The organism is uncultured Granulicatella sp. (genome assembly GCF_963515095.1).
Classification (GTDB): Bacteria; Bacillota; Bacilli; order Lactobacillales; family Aerococcaceae; genus Granulicatella.
In genome coordinates, this window is record NZ_CAUPXD010000001.1 from 98305 (window position 1) to 123194 (window position 24890).

Genomic DNA, 24890 nt, shown 5'->3' on the forward strand with positions numbered 1-24890 from the left:
CATAGCGAAAGTAAGTTAGAATGTAAAGTGATTTTCAATTGAAGACGGGTAAAAAATGTTAAAACGTATTTTCTCACGTTGTAAGAATAATGGTATATTAACGAAGTATGATTCCGAAAAAGGAAGAGTAACAAAAAGAATGACTTCATATTTAAGTTTTTTATTCATGTTTAGATAATCCTCCATAATATTAGAATGAATTTATTGTAACATTACTTGGGACATTTTTACTTGTGTTTGACACCCCAATTTTCACATGATACAATGACCTTACGAAAATGTAGTGCGCAAGCACACCGAAGCCCCTAAGGAAATGTCAGTTCCCTAGGGGCTTTTTTGTCGGTGGTGGGTTAGCTTTAGCCTTTGTCCTTGCTATCTAACCACTTGCAAATGTAATGTGCTGTTACTTCTGCCACAATAGCAAGTAAGACGTCGAAAATGTAGTGCACTTGCTCCACCTCCTTTCGCATAGACTTGCGGAAGGTTTGGCTTCAGCATTAATGATGATATTATCTCCTTTTGCTTTATTCCATGGTATACTTGGAACATTTTTACTTGTGTTTGACAGACGGGTAAAAAATGTTAAAACGTATCTTCTCACCTTGTGAAAATAATGGTATACTAACAAAGTATTATTCCAAAAAGGAAGATTAATTAAAAGGAGGAAATGACCTATATGGCACAAGGTTATGAATTTTCAGAAAAAGTAACGAAAGCTTGTCAAAAGAAAGAAGCGTTGTTTGACGAAAGTAAAGCACGTTATGCATTACGTTCAATGTTTGCAGGAGCTTTTCTAACAATGAGTACAGCAGCAGGGGCGGCAGCAGCACAAGTGATTGCAGGATTAAATCCAGCGTTAAGTAAATTTTTCTTTGCATTTATTTTTACTTGGGGACTAGTTTATATCTTATTCTTAAATTCTGAATTAGCAACATCTAATATGATGTATTTAACAGCAGGAGTTTATCAAAAAAATATTCGTCTATCAAAAGCTGTAACAATTTTATTATACTGCGGAATCTTCAACTTGATTGGAGCGATGATTATTGGTGCAGCATTTGCACATAGTGCAGCCTTTAATGCAATGGATGTACAACACTTCATCGTTCATCTTGTCCAAGGAAAAGCAACTCGTGGAAATGGGCAAGTAATCTTAGAATCTATTTTAGCGAATATCTTTGTTAACGTTGCAATCTTGGCATTCTTGTTAGTGAAAGATGAAGCAGCTAAAATGTGGATTATTATTTCAGCAATTTTCATGTTTGTATTCTTAGGAGAAGAACACGTGGTAGCAAACTTTGCTTCATTCTCAATTGTTAAATTCTCAGCAGTTTCTTCATCTCTAGAATTTATGAACTGGTTCAACTTAATTCGTCACTGGGTAGTAGCATTCATTGGTAATACTATCGGTGGTGGTGTTATTGTCGGATTAGCATACGCATTCTTAAACAAAACAAAAAGTGTGTATCATGAATAATAAAATTTAAGGGTTGCCTTTAAGGGCAGCCTTTTTTATTTTCAGAAAATTTTAAAAATCTTGAGCAGAATAATTGGGAAATCGGATAAAATCTGTTACTATAACTCTATCGTGAAAACGATAAATGAAATGAAAAGGAGAATTGTTATGAAAAAAACAACCAAAATGTTAGCGACCAGTTTATTAGTGGCGGTAGGTTTGGCTGCGTGTGGCAGCAATTCATCAAGTTCTACGAATGCTGCGAATCGCTTAACAATGACAACCTTTGGCGAATTAACAACATTAGATAGTGCAGATTATGATGATGTTCCAAGTTCAGATATGATGGGACAAATTTTTGAAGGATTATATCGTGTAGCAGCAAATAATAAAGTTGAATTAGGAATGGCTGCGCAAGAACCTAAAGTGAGTGAAGATGGTTTAGTCTATACTTTCACATTGCGTGATGCAAAATGGTCAGATGGATCTGCTGTAAAAGCACAAGATTTTGTCTTTACTTATCGTAAATTAGTGAATCCACAAGAAGGACATGTAGCACAATCAGCGGATGTGTTCAAAAATGCGAAAAAAATTCGCAGTGGAGAATTATCAGTGGAAGAATTAGGAGTTAAGGCTCTTGATGATAAAACATTAGAAATTACACTTGAAAATCCAGCTCCATATTTACCAAAATTATTAACGGGATCACGTTTCTTACCACAATCTGAAGCAGTGGCTCAAAAATTAGGCGACCAATATGGTTCAAATGTTTCAAATGTAGTCGTAAATGGACCATTCAAATTAGAAGGATGGACAGGTTCAGAATTAACTTGGAAATTAGTGAAAAACGCGGACTACTGGGATGCTAGCAATGTTGCTTTAAACGAAGTAACAGTGAATGTATCTAAAGAAGTAGCAACTTCTGTTCAATTATTTGACTCAAAACAAGTTCAATATACAACGATTAGTGACCAATTTGTGGATCAATATAAATCTCAACCAACATTCCATGCGCAACCAAAAGCAACAATGGGATATATGAGTTTTAATACATTGAAACCAACAACAGCAAATCAACACTTCCGTCGTGCGATTGCGATGGCTTATGATAAACAAGCATTAACGAATAGTGTCTTAAAAGATGGTTCAATTCCTTCAACAGGATTAATTCCAAAAAGCTTTGCAACAAATGAAGCAACTGGAAAAGATTTTGTTGATGAATCAGGCGATTTCTTGAAATTTGATGTACAAGAAGCTCAAAAAGAATGGGAATTAGCAAAAAAAGAATTAGGGGTTAGCGAAGCAACGGTTACTTTATTAACTTCTGATACAGGAACTTCAAAACTTGTAGGAGAATATTTACAAGCGCAAATTCAAAAGAACTTACCAGGTGTAACATTTAAATTACAACCTGTTCCATTGAAAAACCGTTTAGAATTACAACGTGCAAGTGACTTTGATATTTTCTACGGAACTTGGGCTCCAGACTATCAAGATCCATTGAACTTCTTAGAGCAATATATTACAGGTGGCGGTATTAACTTTGCGAAATACTCTAACCCTGAATATGATAAAGCAGTAGATGCCGTGAAATCGACATATGCAACTCAACCAGAAAATCGTTGGAATCAAATGCTAGCTGCAGAAAAAATCATTATGAATGATGCAGTTGTAGCTCCAATTTACCAAGCTTCTCAAAGCTATTTATTGGCTGAAAATGTAAAAGGCTTTGAAGTGTTACCGTTTGGACGTACGGTGAACTTACGTCAAGCTAGTGTGCAGTAATTTAAATATTAAAACAGAGGTGACCACTATTGTAGTAGTTACCTCTGTTTTTGTTAATCATTAGTTATAATTTTGAATCGAATTCTTTTATAGATGCTTCTATCTCCTCAATAGAAGGTAAACTGCTCTTGAATTCCTGATCAAGTAGTTTGTTGATTTCATATTGACTTATTCCTATTGGCTGTGAGATGTTTTCAAGCGAATATTCGGCAACAATGTTATCTTTGTCTCTGCAGATGAGTAAACCTATAGTTTGGTTATCGCTATCTGACTTTATGTTTTTATTTACAGCTGTTACATAAAAATTAAGTTGTCCTGCAAATTCTGGTTTAAATTTTTCTGTTTTTAATTCTATTACAACATAGGAGTGTAGTTTAACATGATAGAAAAGTAAATCTATATAAAAATCACTTTCTCCAACCTTAATATGAACTTGCTTACCGATGTAGGAAAATCCTGTACCAAGTTCCAAAAGGAAAGAAGTTATTTGATTGACTAATGCTTCTTCTAACTCTCTTTCATCATGTTTATCTCGTATGGTTAGAAAATCAAAATTATAGGGATCTTTTATAGTTTGTTTGGCTAATTCAGATTGGATTGCTGGCAATCTATTGTCAAAATTTGTAACTGCATTTCCAAGTCTTTTATATAATTCCCCATCAATTTGATGTTCTAAAACGCTTCTGCTCCATCCATTTTCTATTGTCTTATCTACATAAAATAAAGCTTCTTTGACATCTTTGCTTTTATACATAATTCTTTGGTTATGTCCCCAAGGAATACTTTTTATTTTTGTTTCAATATCTGATTTTTGGGTTACAGCTTGTAACCCAATTAGAAAATCATTATAAAATTTAAACCAATATCGAATGTGTTTTAGGTTTGTAGGTGAAAATCCTTTTATATCTGGAAATTCCTCTTTTAAGTCAGAGCTTAATACTTTTAGAAAACTATCACCCCATGAATATTGTTTTTGTTTTTCAACAATTTCTTTTCCTAAATTCCAATATAAATCAAGTAATTCATAATTAACTTTTATAGCCGCTTTTAACTGACTACTTCTAACTTTTTCCTTTAATATCGAAATAAATTTTTTATATTCGTCATCTTTCATAATAGATAAATCTTCTTTGTTCATCTCAGCAACTCCAAGTTTTTTGTCATATGATAATAAGAATGTCCGCTTAAGATTTTTGTACTAGTCGCAGTATAGCCTAGTTTTTGATAGAGTTGATATGCTTTGTCATTAATCTCTTCGCAATTCAAAGCGATGACACTAGCACCTTGTTGTTTTGCGAGTTCTTCAACAGCTCTTAGTAATTTCATCCCAATTCCTTTTCTTCGGTGATTTTCATGCACAGAGAGAATATCAATATACCATTCTCCAGCTTGTGTTTCAGAATCTTCATAGAGACGAATGGAAGAAGGAATATTGTACGTTTCATACAATTGATAAAATGGATCGTCAATTCTAGGCTCTAGGTGTCCATGGTAGCCAAAAATTGCTCCAGCAACACTTCCGTCTTCAATATAAACAAGTGTATTGGTTAGACTATATCGGAAGTCTTCTTGTAGCATGGCTTCTTCTAGCATTGTATGAAGAGTGCTAGGCGAGACTTCTTTTAAAATCGGTAGTTCCATATCTTCCATAATGGTATGAATCAGCGGAATAATTTGCTTTCTTTCTTCTGGCTTTGGTTGTCGTATCATTGTTTCACCTTATTCCAATTGAGATTTACGGTATGCAAGTGGTGTCATACCGATTTTTTGTTTAAATTGTTTTGAAAAATATGCCTGAGTTGAAAATCCAACAATGGATGCAATTTGCGACATTGAGTAATTTGTTGTAGAGAGAAGTACTTTACTTTCTTCAATTCGGATATCGGTTAAATATTCCATCGGAGTTTGCCCCATTTCATTTTTAAAACTGTGTGAGATATAAAATCTGCTTAAATGGGTTAAGTCTGCTAAGTCTTGTAAAGAGATTTGTTCTCGATAATGTGTTTTTAAATAGTGCTTAATGAGACTAATATCTTTTGTCGTTTTATTAATCGGGCTTACATCAATTTCAAACGATTTATTGCGAAGAATTTTAATGAGCAATATTTCTAATAAATTATGACAAACTAATTCATAGCTCATCGAATGATTGGTTGCTTCAGTTACCATTGCGTTTAAATACACTAAAATATCTTTCTGTTCATCTCTCAAGTTGAAAAATGAAAAAGGTTGTTCAACATTGGTTTGAGGATTTAAGAAATTTGAAAAAGCAAGTCCAGTAATTCCTAATACAATATATTCGAGAGGTTCTTCAGGTGAAGAAACTTCTGTATGATCGACTTGAGGGTTAATAATGACAAAATCTTGTGCTTTTACAGGAAAACGTCGATTTTCAATTAAAAATTCTCCTTTTCCATCTAATACATAAAATAATTCCATAAATGGATGAGAATGGATCGTGCTGTGCCAATCGCTATCATATTTTGATTTTGTAATAGATTCTAAATGGAAGGATAAACTTCGCATATTTGATTCAATCACTAAATAACGTTCATTACTCATACTTTTCACATCCTTATCTGTTACTTTCATTATACTTGAAAGCGCCTTATTCATCAATTCCCTTTGGAAAAAGATAGAGCTTAACTGATGAATGACAGTTTCATTGACGACAACTTAAAAAACAGGTATGCTATTTTCTGGTAGAAAGGAGTGCATGGAAAAGGTTTCGTCAATCGAAGAGATGAACCACTACAAATCAGAGTAGAATACATTGCGTTAAGTGCCAAACGGATGGGATGTTGCCGGTTGGACGAAAAAGAGAATTCTTTGCGGTAGTGTATTCGCATTCGCTGCATTTAATGACAGACCATTTATTAAATGGAGCAGCTCTTTATGACAGTTAAAAGGAGATGCTAATATGAACAAACAAACACAATTAACACGAACATTAACGGTAACCGCATTAATGATTGCCATGCGTTTAATTATTGAGATGATTCCATCGATTAAAATGGGAAATCTCGTACAAATCGGATTCGGATTTATCGGAGCGGCATTGGCTGGGGTGATTTTAGGACCTTATCGAGCAGCTGTTGTAGGATTTTTTGTAGATATTTTAGGGAATTTCCTAAGAGGGGAAGCAAGTACCTTTTTCCCTGGATTTACTTTAACAGCCGTTTTAGGTGGATTGATTTACGGATATTGCTTGTATCGCAAAGAATTAACACTTCCACGTATTTTTATGACGGTATTAATCATTACGGTTGTGATTAATTTAGGATTGAATTCGCTTTGGATTTATATGATGACGCAAAAAGCTTTTTCAGCCTTTATGGGACTTCGAATTTTGAAAAATATCATCAGTTTACCGTTGAATACTGTGATTTTATATGTGCTGTTTCGTAATCAAACCATGCAACAGATGATTGAGAAATATCGAGTATAGGCGTATACTATTCTTACAATAAGGAGGGATAGCAATGCCATTTATTCATATTGAAATGTTAGAAGGACGTACACGTGAACAAAAAGAAGCACTTGTCAAAGAAGTAACAGAAGTTGTTTCGAAAAACACGGGTGCTCCTACAGAACATATTCACATTATTATTCAAGAAATCAAACATGAAAACTTAGGGCAAAACGGTCAATTACGTGGTTAATGCCTAGTGAAAACTTTAGATGGGAATTTCCTGTCTAAAGTTTTTTTATTGTCAAAATCGCTATCCAATCGACAAATCTATCACAAAAAACAGCTCGCAAAAGAATTTTTCGGATTTTTTAAAAATGTTTTCAAAAAATGATTGACGAAATGAGTGTATCAAGCGTATAATACAGTCAAGGAACAAAGTGTATTAATGCATTAACACAATAGTACAAGGAGGGGATGAAATGTTATGATCCAATTTGATAAACGATTGCCGGTATATGAACAGATTATTGACTATGTTAAAAAGCAAATTGTATCGGGTGAATGGGAATTAGGAAAAGAATTGCCCAGTCGAAGAGAATTTGCTAGTCAACTGCAAGTCAATCCGAATACTGTTCAAAGGGCATTTCGAGAAATGGAGGAGATGGGGTTGATTTCAACAGGAAATAATGTCATGAGTCGAGTGACAGACAATCCCCAATTAATTGGGCAATTAAAGCAAGAAATGTTACAAGAAGCGATACAAATTTTTACAGATTCGATTTATCCATTACATGTTTCGAACGAGGAAGTCATGGAACAGTTGGAACAAGCGATGAAGAGAAGAGAGGGAGAATAGCATGTTAGAAGTGAAACATTTACATAAGAGATTTGGCAACAAAGCGGTGTTAAATGGAATTTCTTTCACAGCAGAACGTGGAGAAATTACCGTATTAATCGGAGTGAATGGGATTGGGAAAACAACGATTATGAATATGATCATGGGGTTAATTCCAATCCAAAAAGGGGAAGTAAGTATTGATGGACAGGTGATCAAAGGAGATCGTTCGAAGAAGTTAGCTTATATTTGTGATCAAATTGTTGTCAATAAAGGTGAAACGATTTTTGAAGCAATGGCTTTTATGAGAACTTTTTATCCGAATTGGAATGATGAGAAAGCTAAAAAATTATTACATTTCTTCAAATTCAAAGGGAATGAAGTGATTCAACAATTATCAAAAGGAAATGTTGCAAAAGTTAACTTGTTATTAGGCTTATCCCTAGATGTTGATTTCGTATTAATGGATGAACCATTCTCTGGAATTGATATTTTTTCAAGGGAACAAATTGTACAATTATTTACTTCAGATTTATTAGAAGGAATTGGAATTATTTTAACATCGCATGAAATTGAAGATATTGAATATATTGTTGATAAAGCCATTTTATTAGATGAAGGAAAAGTAATTAAAGAATTTTACGCAGAACAAGTGCGTGAAGAAGAAGGTAAGTCCATTGTAGACGTGATGAGGGAGGTATATCAATCATGAAAAAGATTTTTAATTTATGGTTGTATGAATTGGGAAAAAGTAAATTTATGTTAGGATTTCTAATGATTGTGTTCTTTATTATTCAAGTATTAGTTCATCTGATGCGTATTTTAAGAATAGATCCTAAAAATCTTAATGTCGAAGATACAAGAAGCGTGACGGATTTAGTGCAATCAAGATTTGGAATGAATTTAGCACTGATGGCAGCTTTTATCATTATTATTATTGCTTCGGTTTATATTTGGGTCAAAGAATTTCGTAGTAAAGGGAATTTTATTAATCGATTATTCTTACTACCAGGGAATCGAATGCAAGTGTATTTTGCAAAATTTTTAACGATTTTATCTTACATTTTAGTACTTCAAATAACACAATTTCTTATTATGGGAGTGAATAAGGCGCTATTGATCTGGAGATTCCCGGTTTTAGCAGACCATATTCATTATACTGACTTCTTAAATGTGGGTTCAACGTTACAATATTTATTACCGTTAAATGGAACTGCATATGCGTGGTGTATGGCATTTTTAATGGTTGCCATTGTGTTCTTCTTCCAATTAGCCATTTTAGAAGAAGGATTGAAAGCGTATGGTTGGGCTTTGATGGTGGCGTCTTTAGTCGTTTACTTTGTTATTTGCTGTGGTATTTTAGCAAGTTATATGCAATTGATGCTGTATTTATCTCTTACTCAAACGGAACAATATTTCATGACAATGTTGTATGCAGTTGGATTTATAGGCGTTCATTGGTTAGTTGATTATTATTTATTAGAACATAAGGTCAGTGTTTAATGGGGGTGAGCATATGAAATCAATTAAATTTGCATGGGGATTATTGGTTATCGTTGTTGGATTTCTAGTAGTAGGAATTGGGAATATGGTTTGGACGTCAATGTCAGATGCTCCTTACACCATAGAAACTTCAGCAGAAGCCAATCAATATTTAAAAGGGACAGTTTTTGAAGTTGGAAAAGAAGGCGAAGGAAAAATCAGTAATAGTGTTTCGACATCAGCCATTGTGGATGGAAAAGTGACAAAACTATTCCAAACATTAGGAACTTGGAATGGACAAGCGAGAGAACAAGCGATATTAAGTCGTATTCCTCTTTTAGAACGTTCATTACTTGTCAGTCATAGACATGTATTACAATTAGACAATTCTTCACTATTTTATGATATTCATTGGGCTTCATATTTTAGTAATACTGGAGACTTTACATTTAATTATGCGATGTACTCAAATGAAAATAAACGAATCATTGAAAAACAAATTCCAATTCATTTAGATTCATCATTTGGCTGGGGAGAAGAACCAATCTTCCAACGTAAGGGAAAAGAATTAGGAGTCATTATTCCTTTTGTAGAAAGAAAATCGAGTGAAAGAAAATTCGTGAAGTTTATTGTATCTTTTGAAGAAGGTACTGTGAAAGATGTGGGAGAATTAACACTTGAAAAAGATGGTTTAATCATGAATGCAGCATTTGGAAATCGTTCTTATAATCCAGAAACAATTGTGTTTAATGTACTTCCTTTAAAAGATAGACCAAAATCTTCTGAAAAACCAGAGGAAGATGAGTATTATCAATATGATTTATTTACAAATACATTCCGTAAATTGGATACTACTTCACTAAAAAATTCAGCAAACTTCTACATTTCAGGTTCTCAAATTTATGCAGTAGAAACGACTCATCCAAAAGTGACTGGTAGAAAATCAGGAAGAGATCATGCAGTTGAACGTCCAGAATATATTACGGCTAAAGATCGTCAAGCAGAGTTAGAAACGGTGTATCGCGCTACAGCAGAATTATCTTTAGAAAAAATTGGAACACTTCAACGTGATCCATATTCTTCAGAAGAAGTGCTAAACAAAGATACATTAGTTTATGTTGGACTTGATCAAGGTCAAAATGCACTTCGAGTATTTGATTTGAATAAAAAAGAAGAAGTTTTCTCATCAAAAATCACACCAAAAGCAGATGCGAAGTTATATTTCCAAAGAAAACGTGAATATGTAATTTACTAATCGGTTGTAAATATAGTACAATCAAAGTAATAAATAGGGCAGTAGTTCAAAAAGGAAGACGCCTTTCTAGTAATAGAGAGGAGATGACGGTGCGACTCCGTTTGACTATTTATTGAAGGCACTCCGTATGGGGTGCCTTTTTTGATGGGGTAGTGGAGGATATTGCAATTTTACGGGTTCAATGAACAGACGATGAATATACGTCTTTGATATCGCAAAATACGATATCAAAGAAAGAACGTGGGGAAGGAACATTTATATTCTAGAACTTAAAGTTTGATAGTTAACTAACAGCGTTTTTCAAAATCAAAATGTTTTAAGAATAACATTTTATAAAAAGGATTAGCCATGAATACGTTCAATTTGTTATAAATTTATCGAATTTATTGCTATTTAAAGTAAATATTGTATAATTAGCTTGCTTATAGTTTTAAGGAGGAAATCTTAAGCAGTAATTATTTGTAATATCGTATTTAATCTTTTATGTAATGGCTTTGTTTGATTGATATTTATAATAAAAATGGAAAAGAGGATTTTTTATGGCGGAATCAGAGAACAACATTGTGAATGAAGAAGTAGTAACGGAAGAAAAAGAAAAGGACACAGATACAACTTTTGAATCTACTGCTTCATTTGATGGAAATCAATTGTTGCAAAAAGCACAAGAGATATTTCAAAAAAAGAAAAAAGAAGTAATTGGAGCTTTAGTAATTCTTGCAGTGGCTCTTGTAGTATATTTTGGATACAGTTATTATCATTCACTTCCAAAAAGCATTATAAATGAAGTTAAAGTAGATTTCACCGGATATGATGAATCTGGTAATTTAATATATAATAGTGAAGAAATTGCATCTTTAGTAGAAGAAGCAGTCTATAAAAAAGTAGGACTTGATAAAGATCAAGCTAAGGCATTAACGAAAGATGATCCTGTAGCTTATTCTATGCTTGCACAAGATAGAAAATTATCATTTAAATTAATGAAAGCTGAATCTATGCTTAAGACTATCCATTATGAATTTAATAAAACAAATAATCTAAAAAATGGAGAAGAAGTTACATTTACAATTACAACTAGTTCAAAAAATTCTCCAATTAAAGCAGAAAAGAAAGCTTTTAAAGTTCAAAATTTAAAAGAATATGAAAAAGTTTCTGCGGAAAACTTGTTAAAAGAAGTGACTGTCACTTTCTCTGGATTTAATGGATATGGTACAGTTTCATTTGGGAATAGTATTAAAAATTATTTCCAATTAAATTCAAGCAATAGTTATTCTAATTTAAAAAATGGGGATAAAATCACTTTAACTGTAAATGAAAGTTATATTAAAACTTTAAAAGAAAGTGGAAAAATTGTTGATAACAAAAATGTAGACATTACAGTTTCTGGATTAAAAGAAATAAAAGATATTAAGAATTTTGAAGATTTAATCAAGAGAAATGACGATTATGTTAAATCAGAACATAAAAATAATTCTTATGATACTTATACAATAGAATCTCAAGGAAGTTATATGAGAATCAATGTCAATAATCATGAAAACGGAAGTGTTTCTTTAGTTACTATTTATAAAATAACAAAAACTGATAGTAATAATTCTAAATCTGGGGAATATAAATACTATGGCTACACAGCATATCTATTAAAAGATGGTAATTTAGATTTAGAGACAGCTTCTAAACTTTCACATTACTGGGGGACTAAAGATTTAGAAGGATTAAGAGCTCAACTATCTTCGGATGGATATAAAGTTTATGAAGGTAAAAAAGAGTAGCTTAGGTTGACGACTCGTTTCAGTTACGAAAATAAATTTGGTTAATAGAGTTGATGAAATATTTATAAAAACAACTATAATAATGTTGAGGATAGAAAAAGGAGGAATTCAATATGGCAAAAGTAAACTATGAAGGTCCAGAACAATTTAGACCATTAGGAGCGTGGGAATATTTTGGATATTCCATTCTTTACAGTATTCCACTGATAGGCTTTATTATGATGATTATTTTTAGTTTTAACGATTCAAATATCAATCGCCGAAACTTTTCAAGATCATTCTTTTGTGGATTTATTGTGTTTATCGCTGTAATCGCGTTATTTGGTGCTACAGGATTTTTTACACATTTAACCAATAAATAATTTTAAAAATCTAACGAACAAAAAAGAGCATTCCGTTTGGGATGCTCTATTTTTCTTGTAAATGTGGACTTGGTAATAGTCGATTTACAATCATCGCAATCACTGCTCCAATTAATGTATCTAATACCCGCTGAATCGCATATTCTACATTCACGGCTGCTTCGATATTGTAAAAAATTACTAAGAAAGTCGCTGACGAATTAATGACAGCAGTTTTGTTGAATCGATTGCAAAATAAAATTAATAAAATAATTCCAAGAGGAACTAATAGTAAATCAATGTAATCTGGAAGCGTGAAATATCGATACGATTGAAGAAGGATAATGGCTAATACCCCTCCTGACATATTTCCGTAAAAACGAGAAATTCCAAATTTCCAAGTTTGTTTATGATCGGTTCTTAAACTAAATACGGCAGATAATACTGCTAACATTGGAGAACCACGATGAAGTACTTTAAAAAGAACAATACAAATAAATGCAGATACGGCCGTTTTCAAAGTTCGGAGTCCAATGTGAAAAGGATGTTGTTGATTAGGCACACTTTCACCTCGTTGTTTAAAATTCTTGAATATCATATCATAAAATGCATGAAGCGACAATTAGAGAGAGTTTAGAATCGAATAATGACGTTATTACTTGCAAAAGAGATTAAATTTCATAAAAAAACATGGAAATTTCAAGCGCAAAATTAAGGTTTATGATAAAATTAGAGGTATGTATAGAAAGTGGTGTTGCTGTGGGAAGACGAAAATCAATTAAATGGAAATCGCATATGAAATTAGGCTTTAAGAGATTGACGTTAGGAATCGTATTAGTATTCGTAGCGATTTGCAGTGTCATTATTATGGGAACATTACAGTTTCAAGAAACAAGGCAAGATCCTACGGCAATTGCTCATCAACAATTTATTCAAAATCTTGTACCTTCTTCTCAAAAAGCTTATCAACTATATCAAGTTTTGCCAAGCATTAGTTTAGCGCAAGCAATATTGGAGTCTGATTGGGGAGAAAGTGGACTGTCGCAAAATTATTATAATTTATATGGAGTCAAAGCAGGAGCCGCTGAACCGAGTGTTCAATTAGAAACGAGCGAATATGTCGATGGAAAATGGATTACGATTATGGCACCTTTTCGAGTTTATAATAGTTGGGCGGAATCAGTAGAAGCCCATGCAAAGTTATTAACCTATGGAGTCGATTGGAATCCTAAATTATACGAGCCTGTTTTAAAAGCGAAAAATTATAAAGAAGCAGCACACGCCCTTCAAAAAGCAGGATATGCAACAGATCCAACGTATGCACAAAAAATTATTCATGTTATTGAAACGTATCATTTAGCACAATATGATCAATTTCAAGAAAAATCTGTAAAGGAGTAGAGCACGTATGAGTCAATTATTACCGGGAAGTATTATTGGAATTATTGGTGGAGATTCTCAAATTTCATCAGTGATTTTAATGGCGAAACGATTGGGATATCGCATTTATCATTTTCGTGAAAAAGATGAGCCAAGTGTTTTATTAGCAGATAAGGAAGAGATTGGTCGTTATTCTGACCGAAGAGCATTATTCAACTTTGCGATGCAAGTAGATACGATTTATATATTAACTAATGAAATTGAAATTGATACGATTGTAGCGCTCAGCGGTAAAAGTCGTTATTATCAATCGTTTGAATTAGCAGAGATTTCTCAAAATCGTATGGTGGAAAAGTTGTTTTTAGAAGAACATGCGATTAATGTGGCGCCTTATGGCATGATTACAAGTATTGGAGAACTTCCAAGCTTGTTATCGAGCATTGGTTTTCCAGCTATGTTGGAGACGAATCGTTTCCATAAAAATAATACGAGCATGATGTTGTATGACCATGACATGGATGATCAAGTATTTCAGTTAGTTGAGGGCCAATCTTGTATGGTGACAGCATTTGTTCCTGCGCAACGTCAGTTTAGTGTAACGATTTTGCGCGACTATGAAGATCACATTACGATTTTACCGATTACAGAAGATGTGTATGTAGATGGAACATTAAAATATTCAATTGCTTCAAAACGGATGAATCCTGAATGGGTTGGAGAGCTTCGTACGATTGCTTCTAAATTGATGCGTTCGATTTCAGGTTCTACCTTAGTATCGATTCAAGTTGTGATGGCAAAAAATGGTATTTTCTATGTCAAAAAAGTGGATCAGTTACCATTCCTGCAACATCAATTTAGTGCTAAACAAATTCCTCAATCGTTTAGTGAAATCATTTTACGATTAGCGACAGGATTAGGCGTATTGGAAAGTGGATTGATTGAAGAAGGGTTAATTGTTCCGATTTATCGAGAAATGCTAGAAAAGGCACATGTTTTAACAATTTTAAAACCACATTGGGAATTTGAATATTTCCAAGTAGAAGGCGGGAATCCAGGAGAAGCAGTTGGAGTGATTCGATTAACAGGTGCTTCAAGTGTGGATTTAGTCAATGAATTAGAATTAAGTGGATTACACGATTAGAATGTAACAAGAGAAAGGATGACTTTGTGAGTATTTCAGCGAAATTACTAGAAGGAATGAATGAACGTCAAAAAGAGGCAGTTCAACATACTCAAGGTCCATTGCTGATTATGGCAGGGGCTGGAAGTGGAAAAACGAGAGTATTAACGCATCGTATGGCGTATATTTTAGCAGAAGAAGAGGTTCATCCTTGGAATATTTTAGCGATTACCTTTACGAATAAAGCAGCACGTGAAATGAAAGAGCGAGTAAGCCAATTAGTTGGCCCGCAAGCTGAAGATATGTGGGTATCTACATTCCACTCCATGTGTGTGCGTATTTTAAGAAGAGATATTGAATTATTAGGTTATCAACGTTCATTTACGATTTGTGATCCTAGTGAACAACAAACGGCAATGAAGCGAATTTTAAAGAAATTAGATATTGATAGTGAAAAATATGATTATCGCATGATTTTAAATCGAATTAGCCAAGCTAAAAATGATTTAGAAGATGTGGAAGAATTTAATAAGAAATATACGGGATATGTGGAACAAATTATTGGGAAATGTTACCGTGAATATCAAAAAGAATTAGCAAAAAGTATGACATTGGACTTTGATGATTTAATTATGTTGACGGTACAACTATTCCAAAAACATCCCGAAACATTGCACTATTATCAACAAAAATTCCAATATATTCATGTGGATGAGTATCAAGATACGAACCATGCACAATATCGATTAGTAACGATGTTAGCGAAGAAATTCAAAAATATTTGTGTTGTTGGGGATGCAGACCAAAGTATTTATGGTTGGCGTGGTGCTGACATGAGTAATATTTTGGAATTTGAAAAAGATTATCAAAACGCAAAAGTTGTTTTATTAGAACAAAATTATCGTTCAACAAAAACGATTTTACAAGCAGCCAATCATGTCATTGAGAATAATGTTAATCGTAAAGTGAAGAAATTATGGACTGAAAATAAAGATGGACAACCCATTACGTATTACCGTGCTCAATCGGAGCAAGACGAAGGACGTTATGTATTGTCGCAAATTCAAAGTTTATTAAGAGATGGCTATCATTATGATGATTTTGCCATTTTATATCGTACAAATGCGCAATCTCGGGTGATGGAAGAAAATTTATTAAAATCAAATATTCCATTTCGTTTAGTAGGTGGGCAACGATTCTTCGAAAGACTTGAAATTAAAGATTTGCTAGCGTATTTACGTTTAATTGTAAATCCTCAAGATGATTTAAGTTTTAGAAGAATTGTTAATAGTCCAAAACGAGGAATAGGGGTTACTTCTTTAGCGAAGGTGTCAGATTTTGCTACGGTATATCAATTCTCATTATTAGAAGCAAGTTTGCAAACAACATTATCGCCTCTATCTGGAAAAGCAGCAAAGGCTTTAGAAAAATTTGCAACAACGATTGAAGAATTAAGAAAAATGCAAGAGTTTCTATCTATTAGTGAATTTGTAGAACAAGTGATTGAGAAAACAGGATATCTTGCTGCTTTAGAACAACAACATACAATGGAAGCTGATGCGAGAATTGAAAATATTCAAGAGTTTATCTCGGTGGCAAAACAATTCGAGCAAGATCGTTTAGAAGAAGAGTCGGAAGATTCTCCATTATTACAATTTTTAACAGATTTATCTTTAGTTTCTGATGTGGATAGCGATGAAGGAGATGGTCGTATGGTGACATTGATGACCCTTCATGCTGCTAAAGGATTAGAGTTTCCAGTTGTATTTATGATTGGATTAGAGGAAGGAATTTTCCCAAGTTTAAGAAGTATTATGGAGCATGACGATGATGTGGAAGAAGAACGTCGTCTAGCGTATGTAGGAATTACTCGTGCGGAACAGAAGTTGTATTTAACAAATGCATATTCAAGATTATTATATGGTCGTACACAAACGAATCGCCCATCGAGATTTATATTAGAAATTGGAGAAGAACTATTTGATTCAAAACAACAGCAATCCTACAGTTATACAAGTAGAGAGTCTTCTTCATTTGCTTCGAAAACTTCGTCTTCGGGTTCATTATTTGACAAATATAGAGCGAAATCTCAGGCAACTGCGTATCAACCAAAAGCAGTGCAGCCTTCTAGCATCCAACCAGTACGTAAACAAACAGTTGCTGCAAATGATGGTGCTGTATGGAAAGTTGGCGACAAAGTCATGCATAAGAAATGGAACGTCGGTACAGTCGTTAAAGTAACGGGTGAAGGTACGAATCAAGAAATTGATGTGGCTTTTGCTGGAATGGGTATTAAACGCTTATTGGCAAGTTTTGCCCCAATTGAAAGAATAGAGGAGTCGTAAATGGATACTTCAGTAGAACAAAAAATCCAACAATTAAGAGAACAATTGAATCGTTGGAGTCATGAATATTATGTTCAAGACCGTCCAACCGTTACGGATCATGAGTATGATGAAACGTATCATGAATTAGTACGATTAGAATCGGAGTATCCAGAATTGATTACTCCAGATTCACCAACTCAACGTGTTGGTGGTGTTGTGTTGGACAGTTTTGAAAAAGTTACCCATCAAAATCCGATGTTGAGTTTATCGAATGCTTTTTCAAAAGAAGATTTACAAGCATTTGATGATCGGATTAAAAAATTAACGAATCGTACGATTGACTATGTTTGCGAATTAAAAATTGATGGATTATCTGTAGCGTTGACTTATCAAGAAGGACAATTAGTGCTAGGTGCTACAAGAGGAGATGGTGTAATAGGGGAAGATATTACACATAATATTAGAACGGTAAAATCTGTTCCTCTTTCATTAGAACAACCATGGTCTATTGAAGTTCGTGGGGAATGTTATATGCCAAAAAAATCATTCCAACAGTTAAATCAATCAAGGGAAGAAGAAGGTTTAGAAGTATTTGCTAATCCTAGAAATGCAGCTGCAGGAAGTTTAAGACAATTAGATTCTAAAGTGGCAGCTAGTCGAAATTTAGCGGTATTTCTATATCAAAGTCCTAGTATTGAAGCTTTAGAAGTGACTTCTCAAATGGAATTGCTGGAAAAGATGCAAGCATTAGGATTTGTTACGAATCAAGAAAGCGTGCTTTGCCATTCGATTGAAGAAGTATGGGCATTTATTGAAAAAATGACAGTGGAAAGAAATAATTTACCTTATGAAATTGATGGAATTGTAATTAAGGTCAATGACTTTAAAGCGCAAGAGGAAATAGGGTTTACTGTAAAAGCTCCAAAATGGGCAATCGCTTATAAATTCCCTGCCGAAGAAGCACAGACAATTGTGCGTGATATTGAATGGACTGTAGGGCGTACAGGAGTAGTGACACCAACAGCCGTGATGGATGCGGTATTTCTTGCGGGAACTACTGTGAAACGTGCCAGCTTACATAATGTGGATCTAATTCGAGAAAGAGATATTCGAATTGGAGATACGGTTGTCGTTCATAAAGCGGGAGATATTATTCCTGAAGTTACTCGAGTGATTTTAGAAAAACGTCCAGAAGGGATAGAACCGTATGAGTTTCCTAAAGAATGCCCGTCTTGCTCGAATCCACTCGTGCATTTAGAAGAAGAGGTCGCTTTAAGATGTATGAATCCAAAATGTCCAGCTCTTTTAAAAGAAGGATTAACTCATTTTGTATCTCGGGATGCGATGAATATGTCTGGAGTAGGAACGAGAATCATTCATCAATTATTTGAAGGTGGATTGGTTCACGATGTAGCAGATTTATATCACTTAACAATGGAGCAATTAGTAACACTTGATAAAATTCAAGATAAATCTGCACAAAAAATCTTACAGGCCATTGAAACGAGTAAACAAAATTCATTAGAGCGTTTATTAACGGGTCTAGGTATTCGAAATGTTGGATCAAAAGCGGCAAAAGATTTAGCGATGCATTTTGAAACAATGGAAAACCTTCAAAAAGCGACTGCGGAAGAATTGGTTGCCATTGAAGGATTAGGAGAAGTCATTGCACATAGTGTTTTGGCATATTTCAACCAAGAAACCGTTCAAGAAATGTTAGAAGAATTAAAAACAGCGGGCGTTAATATGCGTTATTTAGGAAAAGCAAAAGCAATCGTTTCAGAAGATTCGCTATTAGCTGGAAAAACAGTCGTGTTAACAGGAACGTTAGAACAGATGACACGACAAGAAGCTAAAGAAGCGATTGAATCTTTAGGTGGTAAAGTGACAGGATCTGTTTCTAAGAAAACAGACCTAGTCATTGCTGGAGAGCAAGCAGGAAGTAAATTGACTAAAGCGGAATCTCTAGGGATTTTAGTATGGGATGAAGAACAATTTAGAACAATCATCGAAGGAAAGGAAGACTTATGAAGAAGAAAATTATCACTCTTGCTAGTGTAACAGCGATGTTGTTAGCAGGGTGTGCAAATATTAATCAAGCAACTCAAAAAAATGTTGAAACCGAATCTTCTCGTTCAAAAGTGGTACAATCAACGACGAATCAATTATCAAATCAATATTATCGTGCATTAATTACAAATGGAAAATATCAAGTAAGTAAGTCTCGTGGGGCAACTTTAAGCTTAAATACTGGATTCAATTTAAGAAATTTTGAATCAGGCTTAATTGAATTATCACGTGCAGTTTTTCCAACGAACCAATACTTTTTTAGAGAAGGACAAGTCATTGATTCTACTACTACGAATCAGTGGGTGGCTCGTAAATCAGAAAAAAATCCAGATGGATTAAATCCAGAAGATAATGGCGAGACAGATGCAAGTAAGAGAAATCCTTATTATTTGGCGCAAATTTTAGAACAAGATTTTATGATTCAAACGGAAAACAATTATGAACTTGGGGGCATTAGTATCGGTCTTGCAATGAATTCAGTGGATTACTATACAGCTGGAGATAAAGATGCAGAGCAAGAAATTTCTAATGATGCCATGTTGAAACAAGCGAAATCAATTGCAAATACCGTATTGACTCGTTTACGTCAAAATGATGCTCTAAAGACAGTGCCGATTGTGTTTGGAATTTTTAAACAAACTCCAAAAGATGATATTGGTGGAGGAGTTTATATTTTAGAAGCGACTTCTGTTGAAGGAACTGAAATTACGAATTGGACAAATATGAATCAAAAAGTAGTGGTATTACCATTAGTGGATGGGAATCCAACAGAAGAATCATCTGCCTTTGAAAACTTTAGAACAGAAGTACAAAATTTCTTCCCGAATTTATCAGGGGTAACGGCTAAAGTATATTATCAAGAAGGTGCTGCTAAAAAAATGGTGGTGAATATTATGACCCAATTTTACGGAGAGTCAGAAATTATTGCATTATCTCAACATGTAACGGATGTTGCGAATAAATATTTACCAAAAACAACACCGGTAGAAGTTCGCATTTCTTCTATTAATGGAATGGAAGCATTCTTAATGCAAGATACCGCTCAAGGTGTATTTACGTATCATGTTTTTGATTAAAGATTGACATAAAAGGTACGTGCCTTTTACAATAGAAAAGAAAGAAAAGTAGAAAGTGAGGAACAGTTATGGCAATTGAAGAATCAGAAGTACGTCACGTTGCAAAATTGGCGAAATTATCATTTGCAGATCATGAGATTTTACATTTCACAGAGCAAATGAGTGATATCATCGATATGGTAGAACAATTAAAAGAAGTGGATACAACAGGAGTGGAAGTTACGACTCATGGGTATTCATTAGTGAATGTTTTACGTGAAGATGTGCCAGTAAAAGGGACAGATCGTGATTTATTAATGAGAAATGTAAAAACAAGTGAGGATGGATTTATCCAAGTCCCTGCAATTATGGGTGAAGGAGAGGAGTAAGACGCATGAGTTTATTAGAAAATCAAACATTAGTAAGCTTGCATGAAGGTTTAGTTCAAAAGAAATTTACTTCTCAAGAATTAACTAGTGCAACATTTGAAAAAATTCAAGCAGTAGATGATAAAGTTGGAGCTTTCTTAGCGTTAAATGAAGAAGAAGCAATGGCTCAAGCGAAAGCTGCGGATGAAAAAGGTTATGATTCAGCTCTTTCTCTTCAAGGGTTACCAATCGGAATTAAAGATAACATTGTAACTCGTGATTTAATCACAACAGCTGCAAGTCGTATGTTGGAAGATTTCAATCCAATTTATGATGCACATGTAATGGACTTGTTGAAAAAAACAGGTGCTGTTAATGTCGGAAAATTAAATATGGATGAATTTGCCATGGGTGGTTCGACAGAAAATTCTTATTTCAAGAAAACTAGAAACCCTTGGGATTTAACAAAAGTTCCTGGTGGATCTTCAGGTGGTTCTGCAGCAGCAGTAGCAGCTGGGGAAGTATTAGCAACTTTAGGTTCTGATACAGGTGGTTCGATTCGACAACCTGCAAGTTTTACAGGGATTGTTGGAATGAAACCAACTTATGGCCGTGTATCTCGTTATGGCTTAATTGCCTTTGCATCAAGCTTAGACCAAATTGGACCATTAACTCGTACGGTTAAAGATAATGCATTAGTATTAGAAGCAATTAGTGGATATGATCACCGTGATTCTACAAGTGTAAACGTACCTGTTCCAAATTATTACCAACAAATTAATGGAAATATTAAAGGATTAAAAATTGCTTTACCAGTAGAATATTTAGGAGATGGAATTGATCCTGAAATTCGTAAAGCAGTTTTAAAAGCAGCTGAACAATATCGTGCATTAGGAGCAACTGTAGACGAAGTGAGCTTGCCTCATTCTAAATACGGTATTCCTGCATATTATATTATTGCTTCTTCAGAAGCATCTTCTAACTTACAACGTTTTGATGGAATTCGTTATGGACACCGTTCAGCTGAAGCGAAAACTTTAGAAGATTTATACATCATGAGCCGTACAGAAGGATTCGGTATGGAAGTAAAACGTCGTATTATGTTAGGAACATTCTCATTAAGTTCTGGTTACTATGATGCTTACTTCAAGAAAGCAGGACAAGTTCGTACATTAATTAAACAAGATTTTGCCAATGTCTTTGCAAATTACGATTTAATTTTAGGACCTGTAACGACTTCAACTGCTTATGGAATTGGGGAAAGAAATGATGATCCAATTGAAATGTATATGGCAGACTTATTAACAGTTCCTGTAAACTTAGCAGGACTTCCAGCGATTTCTGTACCTGCGGGATTCTCTAGCGAAGGTTTACCAATCGGTATTCAATTAATCGGAAATTACTTCCAAGAACAAACCATTTATCAAGCAGCATTTGCATTTGAACAAGCAAATGACTATTACTTAAAACAAGCAAACGTATAAGGAGGAAAATAAGATGAATTTTGAAACAATTATTGGGCTAGAAGTTCACGTAGAGTTAAAAACAGATTCAAAAATCTTCTCTCCTTCACCAGCTCATTTTGGAGCAGAGCCAAATACAAATACAACCGTTATTGACTGGGGATATCCAGGGGTACTTCCAGTTGTCAACAAACGTGCCATTGAATTTGGAATGCGTGCTGCATTAGCATTAAACTGTGAAATTTCACAACATACAAAATTTGACCGTAAAAACTATTTCTACCCTGATAATCCAAAAGCGTATCAAATTTCTCAATTTGATTACCCAATCGGTCATGATGGATGGATTGATATTGAAGTAGAAGGGAAAACAAAACGTATCCGTATCGAGCGTGTTCACTTAGAAGAAGATGCTGGTAAAAATACTCACGGAACGGATGGATTCTCATATGTAGACTTAAACCGTCAAGGAACTCCATTAATTGAGATTGTATCTGAAGCGGATATGCGTTCACCTGAAGAAGCCTATGCTTATTTAGAAGCATTACGTCAAATTATTATGTTTACAGGCGTATCGGATGTGAAAATGGAAGAAGGATCAATGCGTTGTGATGCGAATATTTCTCTACGTCCTTATGGCCAAGAAAAATTCGGTACAAAAACAGAGTTGAAAAACTTAAACTCATTTAACAACGTTCGTAAAGGGTTAGCATTTGAAGAAGTGCGTCAAGCTCAAGTATTACGTAGCGGTGGCGTTATCGGTCAAGAAACAAGACGTTTTGATGAATCAAATGGTCAAACAATTTTAATGCGTGTGAAAGAAGGGTCAAGTGACTACCGTTACTTCCCAGAACCAGATTTACCAAACTTAGAAATTTCAGATGAATGGGTAGAAGAAGTTCGTCAATCGATTCCTGAAATGCCAACGGTTCGTCGTGAACGTTATATTCGTGAATTTGGTTTACCAGAATATGATGCAATGGTCTTAACTCTATCAAAAGAAATGTCTGATTTCTTTGATGAAACAGTTGCAGCAGGTAGTGATCCAAAATTAGCTTCTAACTGGTTAATGGGAGATATTTCTGCTCACTTAAATAGTAAAAAGTTAGAATTACATGATTTATTATTAACTCCACAAAGTTTAGCAGAAATGATTCAATTAATTGGAGATGGAACAATCAGCTCTAAATTAGCGAAGAAAGTATTCTTATTATTAGCTGAAGAAGGCGGAACTGCTCGTCAAGTTGTTGAAAAACATGGTATGATTCAATTAAGTGATCCCTCACAATTATTACCAATTATTCAAGATGTGTTAGCTAATAACGCACAGTCTATTGAAGACTTCAAAAATGGTAAAGATCGTGCAGTTGGCTTCTTAGTGGGTCAAATTATGAAACAAACAAAAGGAAAAGCAAATCCTGGAGTTGTAAACCAATTATTACAAGAAGAATTAGCAAAATATTAATAACTGAGAGAACTGAAACGTAGAAGAAGAGTACTTTCTATAATACGTTCAGTTAAATAATCACTGGGGGTGAATAGAAAACGGAATTTCCGACTTTTATTCACTCCTTCTCTCTTTTTCATAAAGAATGAATGGAGGTATTAAAATGATTCGAGTGCATACAAAAATTATTCAAGCTGGAGAAACTTTACAAACGGAATTAGAAGCACCGATTGAATCCATTGAATGGAAAGTTGAAAACGAACAATTAGCGTTGTCGTATCAAGAAAAAGAAACACAGATAAAAGTTGATTTATTAGTATCTAATGGAGAAATTCAATTATTCCGTAAAGGTGAAGTAGCTAGTCAATTACTATTTCAACATCAAAAGAAAACAAAGGGTCGTTATCAATTAGCTCAAGGACAAGAAATTTTATTTGAGATTAAAACGGAGAATGTAGAAGTTTCATCTGATTGGAAACAAATTTCCTTTGAATACCAATTATCTCAATTAGGAGAAAATTTAGGAGAATTTACAGTAAATATGGAAATTCTTAAAGAAAACATTGTGCAATAGTAGCGTATCATGGCTTTTGTGTGCTATACTGTTAAGGAATATGTGGAAAGGAAGTGTATCCTTTGGAATTAAAAGCACTGGATGGAATCAACAAAAATGAATTATCAATGGTTGAAGTAGCACATGCTATCTTGGAAGTAAAACAAGAAGTAATGGACTTTAATCAATTATTAGTAGAAGTTCAATCATATATGGAGTTAAGCGATGAGCAATTAGAAGCACGCATGGCTCGTTTTTATACAGATTTAAATATTGATGGAAGCTTCATTTCACTTGGAGAAAATCGTTGGGGCTTACGTTCATGGTATCCAATTGATTCAATCGATGAAGAAATTGTTTCATCAATGGATGATGAAGACTTGAAAAAACGTCGTAAAAAACGTAAAAAAGTTAATGCCTTTGGAACTGAAGAAGATCTTATCGATTACAATGATGATGATCCAGAAGATGAAGATGGCTTGCTAGAAGACGAAGAAGATGATGATGTTATCGACTTAGACGATGATGTAGATGATGAAGAAGAAACAGAATTAGATGCATATCGTTCAGATTTAAGTGAATTAGGTGCTGACGAAGACTTAGATGAAGAAGTTAGTGCAGATGAAGATTTATCTATTATTAGTGATGATGAGTTAGATAGTGATTTTGACGAAGAAGAGGATGAATTATAATTCCTCGTTCATCTACAAACGATAACGAATAGATTAGAAAGTGGGAGTGCGTAGCGCTCCTCTTTTTTATAGGGAGGAAA

Annotated in this window: 24 protein-coding genes and 1 riboswitch; of the genes, 20 read left to right on the plus strand and 4 right to left on the minus strand. The window is 34.1% G+C overall.

Annotation, left to right across the window (positions count from 1 at the left end):
- The first annotated feature begins 676 nt into the window (after positions 1-676).
- Together RWL86_RS00480 and RWL86_RS00485 are read left to right on the plus strand one after the other, a co-directional pair.
- The gene (locus RWL86_RS00480) at positions 677-1477 is read left to right on the plus strand and encodes a formate/nitrite transporter family protein (protein ID WP_314076656.1); all 801 of its coding nucleotides are present in this window, start codon (positions 677-679) and stop codon (positions 1475-1477) included.
- A gap of 147 nt (positions 1478-1624) precedes the next feature.
- A complete protein-coding gene (locus tag RWL86_RS00485) occupies positions 1625-3241 on the plus strand; it encodes a peptide ABC transporter substrate-binding protein (protein WP_314076657.1) in 1617 nt (538 codons plus the stop codon).
- 64 nt (positions 3242-3305) lie between these two features.
- On the opposite strand, the gene RWL86_RS00490 is transcribed toward RWL86_RS00485, so the two are convergent.
- Genes RWL86_RS00490 through RWL86_RS00500 form a run of 3 tightly spaced genes read right to left on the minus strand, consistent with a single transcriptional unit; the run spans position 3306 to position 5803 of the window.
- Positions 3306-4379, minus strand: a complete 1074-nt coding sequence (locus RWL86_RS00490) for a PDDEXK nuclease domain-containing protein (protein WP_314076658.1) — start codon at positions 4377-4379, stop codon at positions 3306-3308.
- Positions 4376-4951 carry a GNAT family N-acetyltransferase gene (locus tag RWL86_RS00495; RefSeq protein WP_314076659.1) on the minus strand — a complete coding sequence of 192 codons (576 nt, stop codon included), beginning with the start codon at positions 4949-4951 and terminating at the stop codon, positions 4376-4378. Before RWL86_RS00495 ends, RWL86_RS00490 begins: the two co-directional genes overlap by 4 nt.
- Positions 4952-4960: 9 nt before the next feature.
- Entirely contained in the window at positions 4961-5803 is an 843-nt protein-coding gene (locus tag RWL86_RS00500) for an AraC family transcriptional regulator (protein WP_314076660.1), read from the minus strand.
- 195 nt (positions 5804-5998) lie between these two features.
- Positions 5999-6098, plus strand: a riboswitch (THF riboswitch).
- A 63-nt stretch (positions 6099-6161) separates the two neighbouring features.
- Here RWL86_RS00500 and RWL86_RS00505 point away from each other — a divergent pair.
- The 8 genes from RWL86_RS00505 to RWL86_RS00540 all read left to right on the plus strand — a co-directional run bounded on the left by RWL86_RS00505 (position 6162) and on the right by RWL86_RS00540 (position 12356).
- Positions 6162-6689: a folate family ECF transporter S component gene (locus tag RWL86_RS00505; RefSeq protein ID WP_314076661.1), complete on the plus strand. Its 528-nt coding sequence runs from the start codon at positions 6162-6164 to the stop codon at positions 6687-6689.
- Between the two features lie 34 nt (positions 6690-6723).
- The gene (locus tag RWL86_RS00510; RefSeq protein WP_227931913.1) at positions 6724-6903 is read left to right on the plus strand and encodes a 2-hydroxymuconate tautomerase; all 180 of its coding nucleotides are present in this window, start codon (positions 6724-6726) and stop codon (positions 6901-6903) included.
- A 234-nt stretch (positions 6904-7137) separates the two neighbouring features.
- A complete protein-coding gene (locus RWL86_RS00515; protein WP_314076662.1) occupies positions 7138-7509 on the plus strand; it encodes a GntR family transcriptional regulator in 372 nt (123 codons plus the stop codon).
- A gap of 1 nt (position 7510) precedes the next feature.
- On the plus strand, positions 7511-8200 hold the full coding sequence (locus tag RWL86_RS00520) for an ABC transporter ATP-binding protein (RefSeq protein ID WP_314076663.1): 690 nt from the start codon (positions 7511-7513) through the stop codon (positions 8198-8200).
- Complete coding sequence (locus RWL86_RS00525) at positions 8197-8991, plus strand: ABC transporter permease (protein ID WP_314076664.1); 795 nt, start codon at positions 8197-8199, stop codon at positions 8989-8991. Before RWL86_RS00520 ends, RWL86_RS00525 begins: the two co-directional genes overlap by 4 nt.
- Before the next feature lie 13 nt (positions 8992-9004).
- Complete coding sequence (locus RWL86_RS00530; RefSeq protein WP_314076665.1) at positions 9005-10225, plus strand: hypothetical protein; 1221 nt, start codon at positions 9005-9007, stop codon at positions 10223-10225.
- Between the two features lie 539 nt (positions 10226-10764).
- The gene (locus RWL86_RS00535; protein ID WP_314076666.1) at positions 10765-11994 is read left to right on the plus strand and encodes a hypothetical protein; all 1230 of its coding nucleotides are present in this window, start codon (positions 10765-10767) and stop codon (positions 11992-11994) included.
- 113 nt (positions 11995-12107) lie between these two features.
- Positions 12108-12356: a hypothetical protein gene (locus RWL86_RS00540; RefSeq protein WP_314076667.1), complete on the plus strand. Its 249-nt coding sequence runs from the start codon at positions 12108-12110 to the stop codon at positions 12354-12356.
- Between the two features lie 46 nt (positions 12357-12402).
- Here RWL86_RS00540 and RWL86_RS00545 read toward each other — a convergent pair whose 3' ends face one another.
- Positions 12403-12933 carry an aromatic acid exporter family protein gene (locus RWL86_RS00545; RefSeq protein ID WP_314076668.1) on the minus strand — a complete coding sequence of 177 codons (531 nt, stop codon included), beginning with the start codon at positions 12931-12933 and terminating at the stop codon, positions 12403-12405.
- A 197-nt stretch (positions 12934-13130) separates the two neighbouring features.
- Between RWL86_RS00545 and RWL86_RS00550 the strand changes: the two genes are divergently transcribed.
- From RWL86_RS00550 to rpoE, 10 genes are all read left to right on the plus strand, one after another.
- Entirely contained in the window at positions 13131-13736 is a 606-nt protein-coding gene (locus RWL86_RS00550; RefSeq protein WP_314076669.1) for a glycoside hydrolase family 73 protein, read from the plus strand.
- A gap of 7 nt (positions 13737-13743) precedes the next feature.
- Complete coding sequence (locus RWL86_RS00555) at positions 13744-14856, plus strand: ATP-grasp domain-containing protein (RefSeq protein WP_314076670.1); 1113 nt, start codon at positions 13744-13746, stop codon at positions 14854-14856.
- Positions 14857-14882: 26 nt separating this feature from the next.
- Complete coding sequence (pcrA, locus tag RWL86_RS00560) at positions 14883-17180, plus strand: DNA helicase PcrA (protein WP_314076671.1); 2298 nt, start codon at positions 14883-14885, stop codon at positions 17178-17180.
- On the plus strand, positions 17181-19193 hold the full coding sequence (gene ligA / locus RWL86_RS00565; RefSeq protein WP_314076672.1) for an NAD-dependent DNA ligase LigA: 2013 nt from the start codon (positions 17181-17183) through the stop codon (positions 19191-19193).
- Positions 19190-20308: a CamS family sex pheromone protein gene (locus RWL86_RS00570; RefSeq protein ID WP_314076673.1), complete on the plus strand. Its 1119-nt coding sequence runs from the start codon at positions 19190-19192 to the stop codon at positions 20306-20308. Before ligA ends, RWL86_RS00570 begins: the two co-directional genes overlap by 4 nt.
- Before the next feature lie 68 nt (positions 20309-20376).
- Positions 20377-20676 carry an Asp-tRNA(Asn)/Glu-tRNA(Gln) amidotransferase subunit GatC gene (gene gatC / locus RWL86_RS00575; protein WP_227931903.1) on the plus strand — a complete coding sequence of 100 codons (300 nt, stop codon included), beginning with the start codon at positions 20377-20379 and terminating at the stop codon, positions 20674-20676.
- A gap of 5 nt (positions 20677-20681) precedes the next feature.
- Entirely contained in the window at positions 20682-22139 is a 1458-nt protein-coding gene (gene gatA, locus RWL86_RS00580) for an Asp-tRNA(Asn)/Glu-tRNA(Gln) amidotransferase subunit GatA (RefSeq protein WP_314076674.1), read from the plus strand.
- 13 nt (positions 22140-22152) lie between these two features.
- Entirely contained in the window at positions 22153-23583 is a 1431-nt protein-coding gene (gene gatB, locus RWL86_RS00585; RefSeq protein ID WP_314076675.1) for an Asp-tRNA(Asn)/Glu-tRNA(Gln) amidotransferase subunit GatB, read from the plus strand.
- A gap of 145 nt (positions 23584-23728) precedes the next feature.
- Positions 23729-24139, plus strand: coding sequence for a DUF1934 domain-containing protein (locus RWL86_RS00590; protein WP_314076676.1), 411 nt, complete (start codon positions 23729-23731; stop codon positions 24137-24139).
- Between the two features lie 62 nt (positions 24140-24201).
- A complete protein-coding gene (gene rpoE, locus RWL86_RS00595) occupies positions 24202-24810 on the plus strand; it encodes a DNA-directed RNA polymerase subunit delta (RefSeq protein ID WP_006703627.1) in 609 nt (202 codons plus the stop codon).
- Positions 24811-24890 lie beyond the last annotated feature (80 nt).

What these genes read in the sequence shown, in the direction of transcription:
- RWL86_RS00480 (WP_314076656.1), top strand. Translation starts at nt 677, where the DNA reads ATGGCACAAGGTTATGAATTTTCAGAAAAAGTAACGAAAGCTTGTCAA.
- RWL86_RS00485 (WP_314076657.1), top strand. Translation starts at nt 1,625, where the DNA reads ATGAAAAAAACAACCAAAATGTTAGCGACCAGTTTATTAGTGGCGGTA.
- RWL86_RS00490 (WP_314076658.1), bottom strand. Translation starts at nt 4,379, where the DNA reads ATGAACAAAGAAGATTTATCTATTATGAAAGATGACGAATATAAAAAA.
- RWL86_RS00495 (WP_314076659.1), bottom strand. Translation starts at nt 4,951, where the DNA reads ATGATACGACAACCAAAGCCAGAAGAAAGAAAGCAAATTATTCCGCTG.
- RWL86_RS00500 (WP_314076660.1), bottom strand. Translation starts at nt 5,803, where the DNA reads ATGAGTAATGAACGTTATTTAGTGATTGAATCAAATATGCGAAGTTTA.
- RWL86_RS00505 (WP_314076661.1), top strand. Translation starts at nt 6,162, where the DNA reads ATGAACAAACAAACACAATTAACACGAACATTAACGGTAACCGCATTA.
- RWL86_RS00510 (WP_227931913.1), top strand. Translation starts at nt 6,724, where the DNA reads ATGCCATTTATTCATATTGAAATGTTAGAAGGACGTACACGTGAACAA.
- RWL86_RS00515 (WP_314076662.1), top strand. Translation starts at nt 7,138, where the DNA reads ATGATCCAATTTGATAAACGATTGCCGGTATATGAACAGATTATTGAC.
- RWL86_RS00520 (WP_314076663.1), top strand. Translation starts at nt 7,511, where the DNA reads ATGTTAGAAGTGAAACATTTACATAAGAGATTTGGCAACAAAGCGGTG.
- RWL86_RS00525 (WP_314076664.1), top strand. Translation starts at nt 8,197, where the DNA reads ATGAAAAAGATTTTTAATTTATGGTTGTATGAATTGGGAAAAAGTAAA.
- RWL86_RS00530 (WP_314076665.1), top strand. Translation starts at nt 9,005, where the DNA reads ATGAAATCAATTAAATTTGCATGGGGATTATTGGTTATCGTTGTTGGA.
- RWL86_RS00535 (WP_314076666.1), top strand. Translation starts at nt 10,765, where the DNA reads ATGGCGGAATCAGAGAACAACATTGTGAATGAAGAAGTAGTAACGGAA.
- RWL86_RS00540 (WP_314076667.1), top strand. Translation starts at nt 12,108, where the DNA reads ATGGCAAAAGTAAACTATGAAGGTCCAGAACAATTTAGACCATTAGGA.
- RWL86_RS00545 (WP_314076668.1), bottom strand. Translation starts at nt 12,933, where the DNA reads ATGATATTCAAGAATTTTAAACAACGAGGTGAAAGTGTGCCTAATCAA.
- RWL86_RS00550 (WP_314076669.1), top strand. Translation starts at nt 13,131, where the DNA reads ATGAAATTAGGCTTTAAGAGATTGACGTTAGGAATCGTATTAGTATTC.
- RWL86_RS00555 (WP_314076670.1), top strand. Translation starts at nt 13,744, where the DNA reads ATGAGTCAATTATTACCGGGAAGTATTATTGGAATTATTGGTGGAGAT.
- ligA (WP_314076672.1), top strand. Translation starts at nt 17,181, where the DNA reads ATGGATACTTCAGTAGAACAAAAAATCCAACAATTAAGAGAACAATTG.
- RWL86_RS00570 (WP_314076673.1), top strand. Translation starts at nt 19,190, where the DNA reads ATGAAGAAGAAAATTATCACTCTTGCTAGTGTAACAGCGATGTTGTTA.
- gatC (WP_227931903.1), top strand. Translation starts at nt 20,377, where the DNA reads ATGGCAATTGAAGAATCAGAAGTACGTCACGTTGCAAAATTGGCGAAA.
- gatA (WP_314076674.1), top strand. Translation starts at nt 20,682, where the DNA reads ATGAGTTTATTAGAAAATCAAACATTAGTAAGCTTGCATGAAGGTTTA.
- gatB (WP_314076675.1), top strand. Translation starts at nt 22,153, where the DNA reads ATGAATTTTGAAACAATTATTGGGCTAGAAGTTCACGTAGAGTTAAAA.
- RWL86_RS00590 (WP_314076676.1), top strand. Translation starts at nt 23,729, where the DNA reads ATGATTCGAGTGCATACAAAAATTATTCAAGCTGGAGAAACTTTACAA.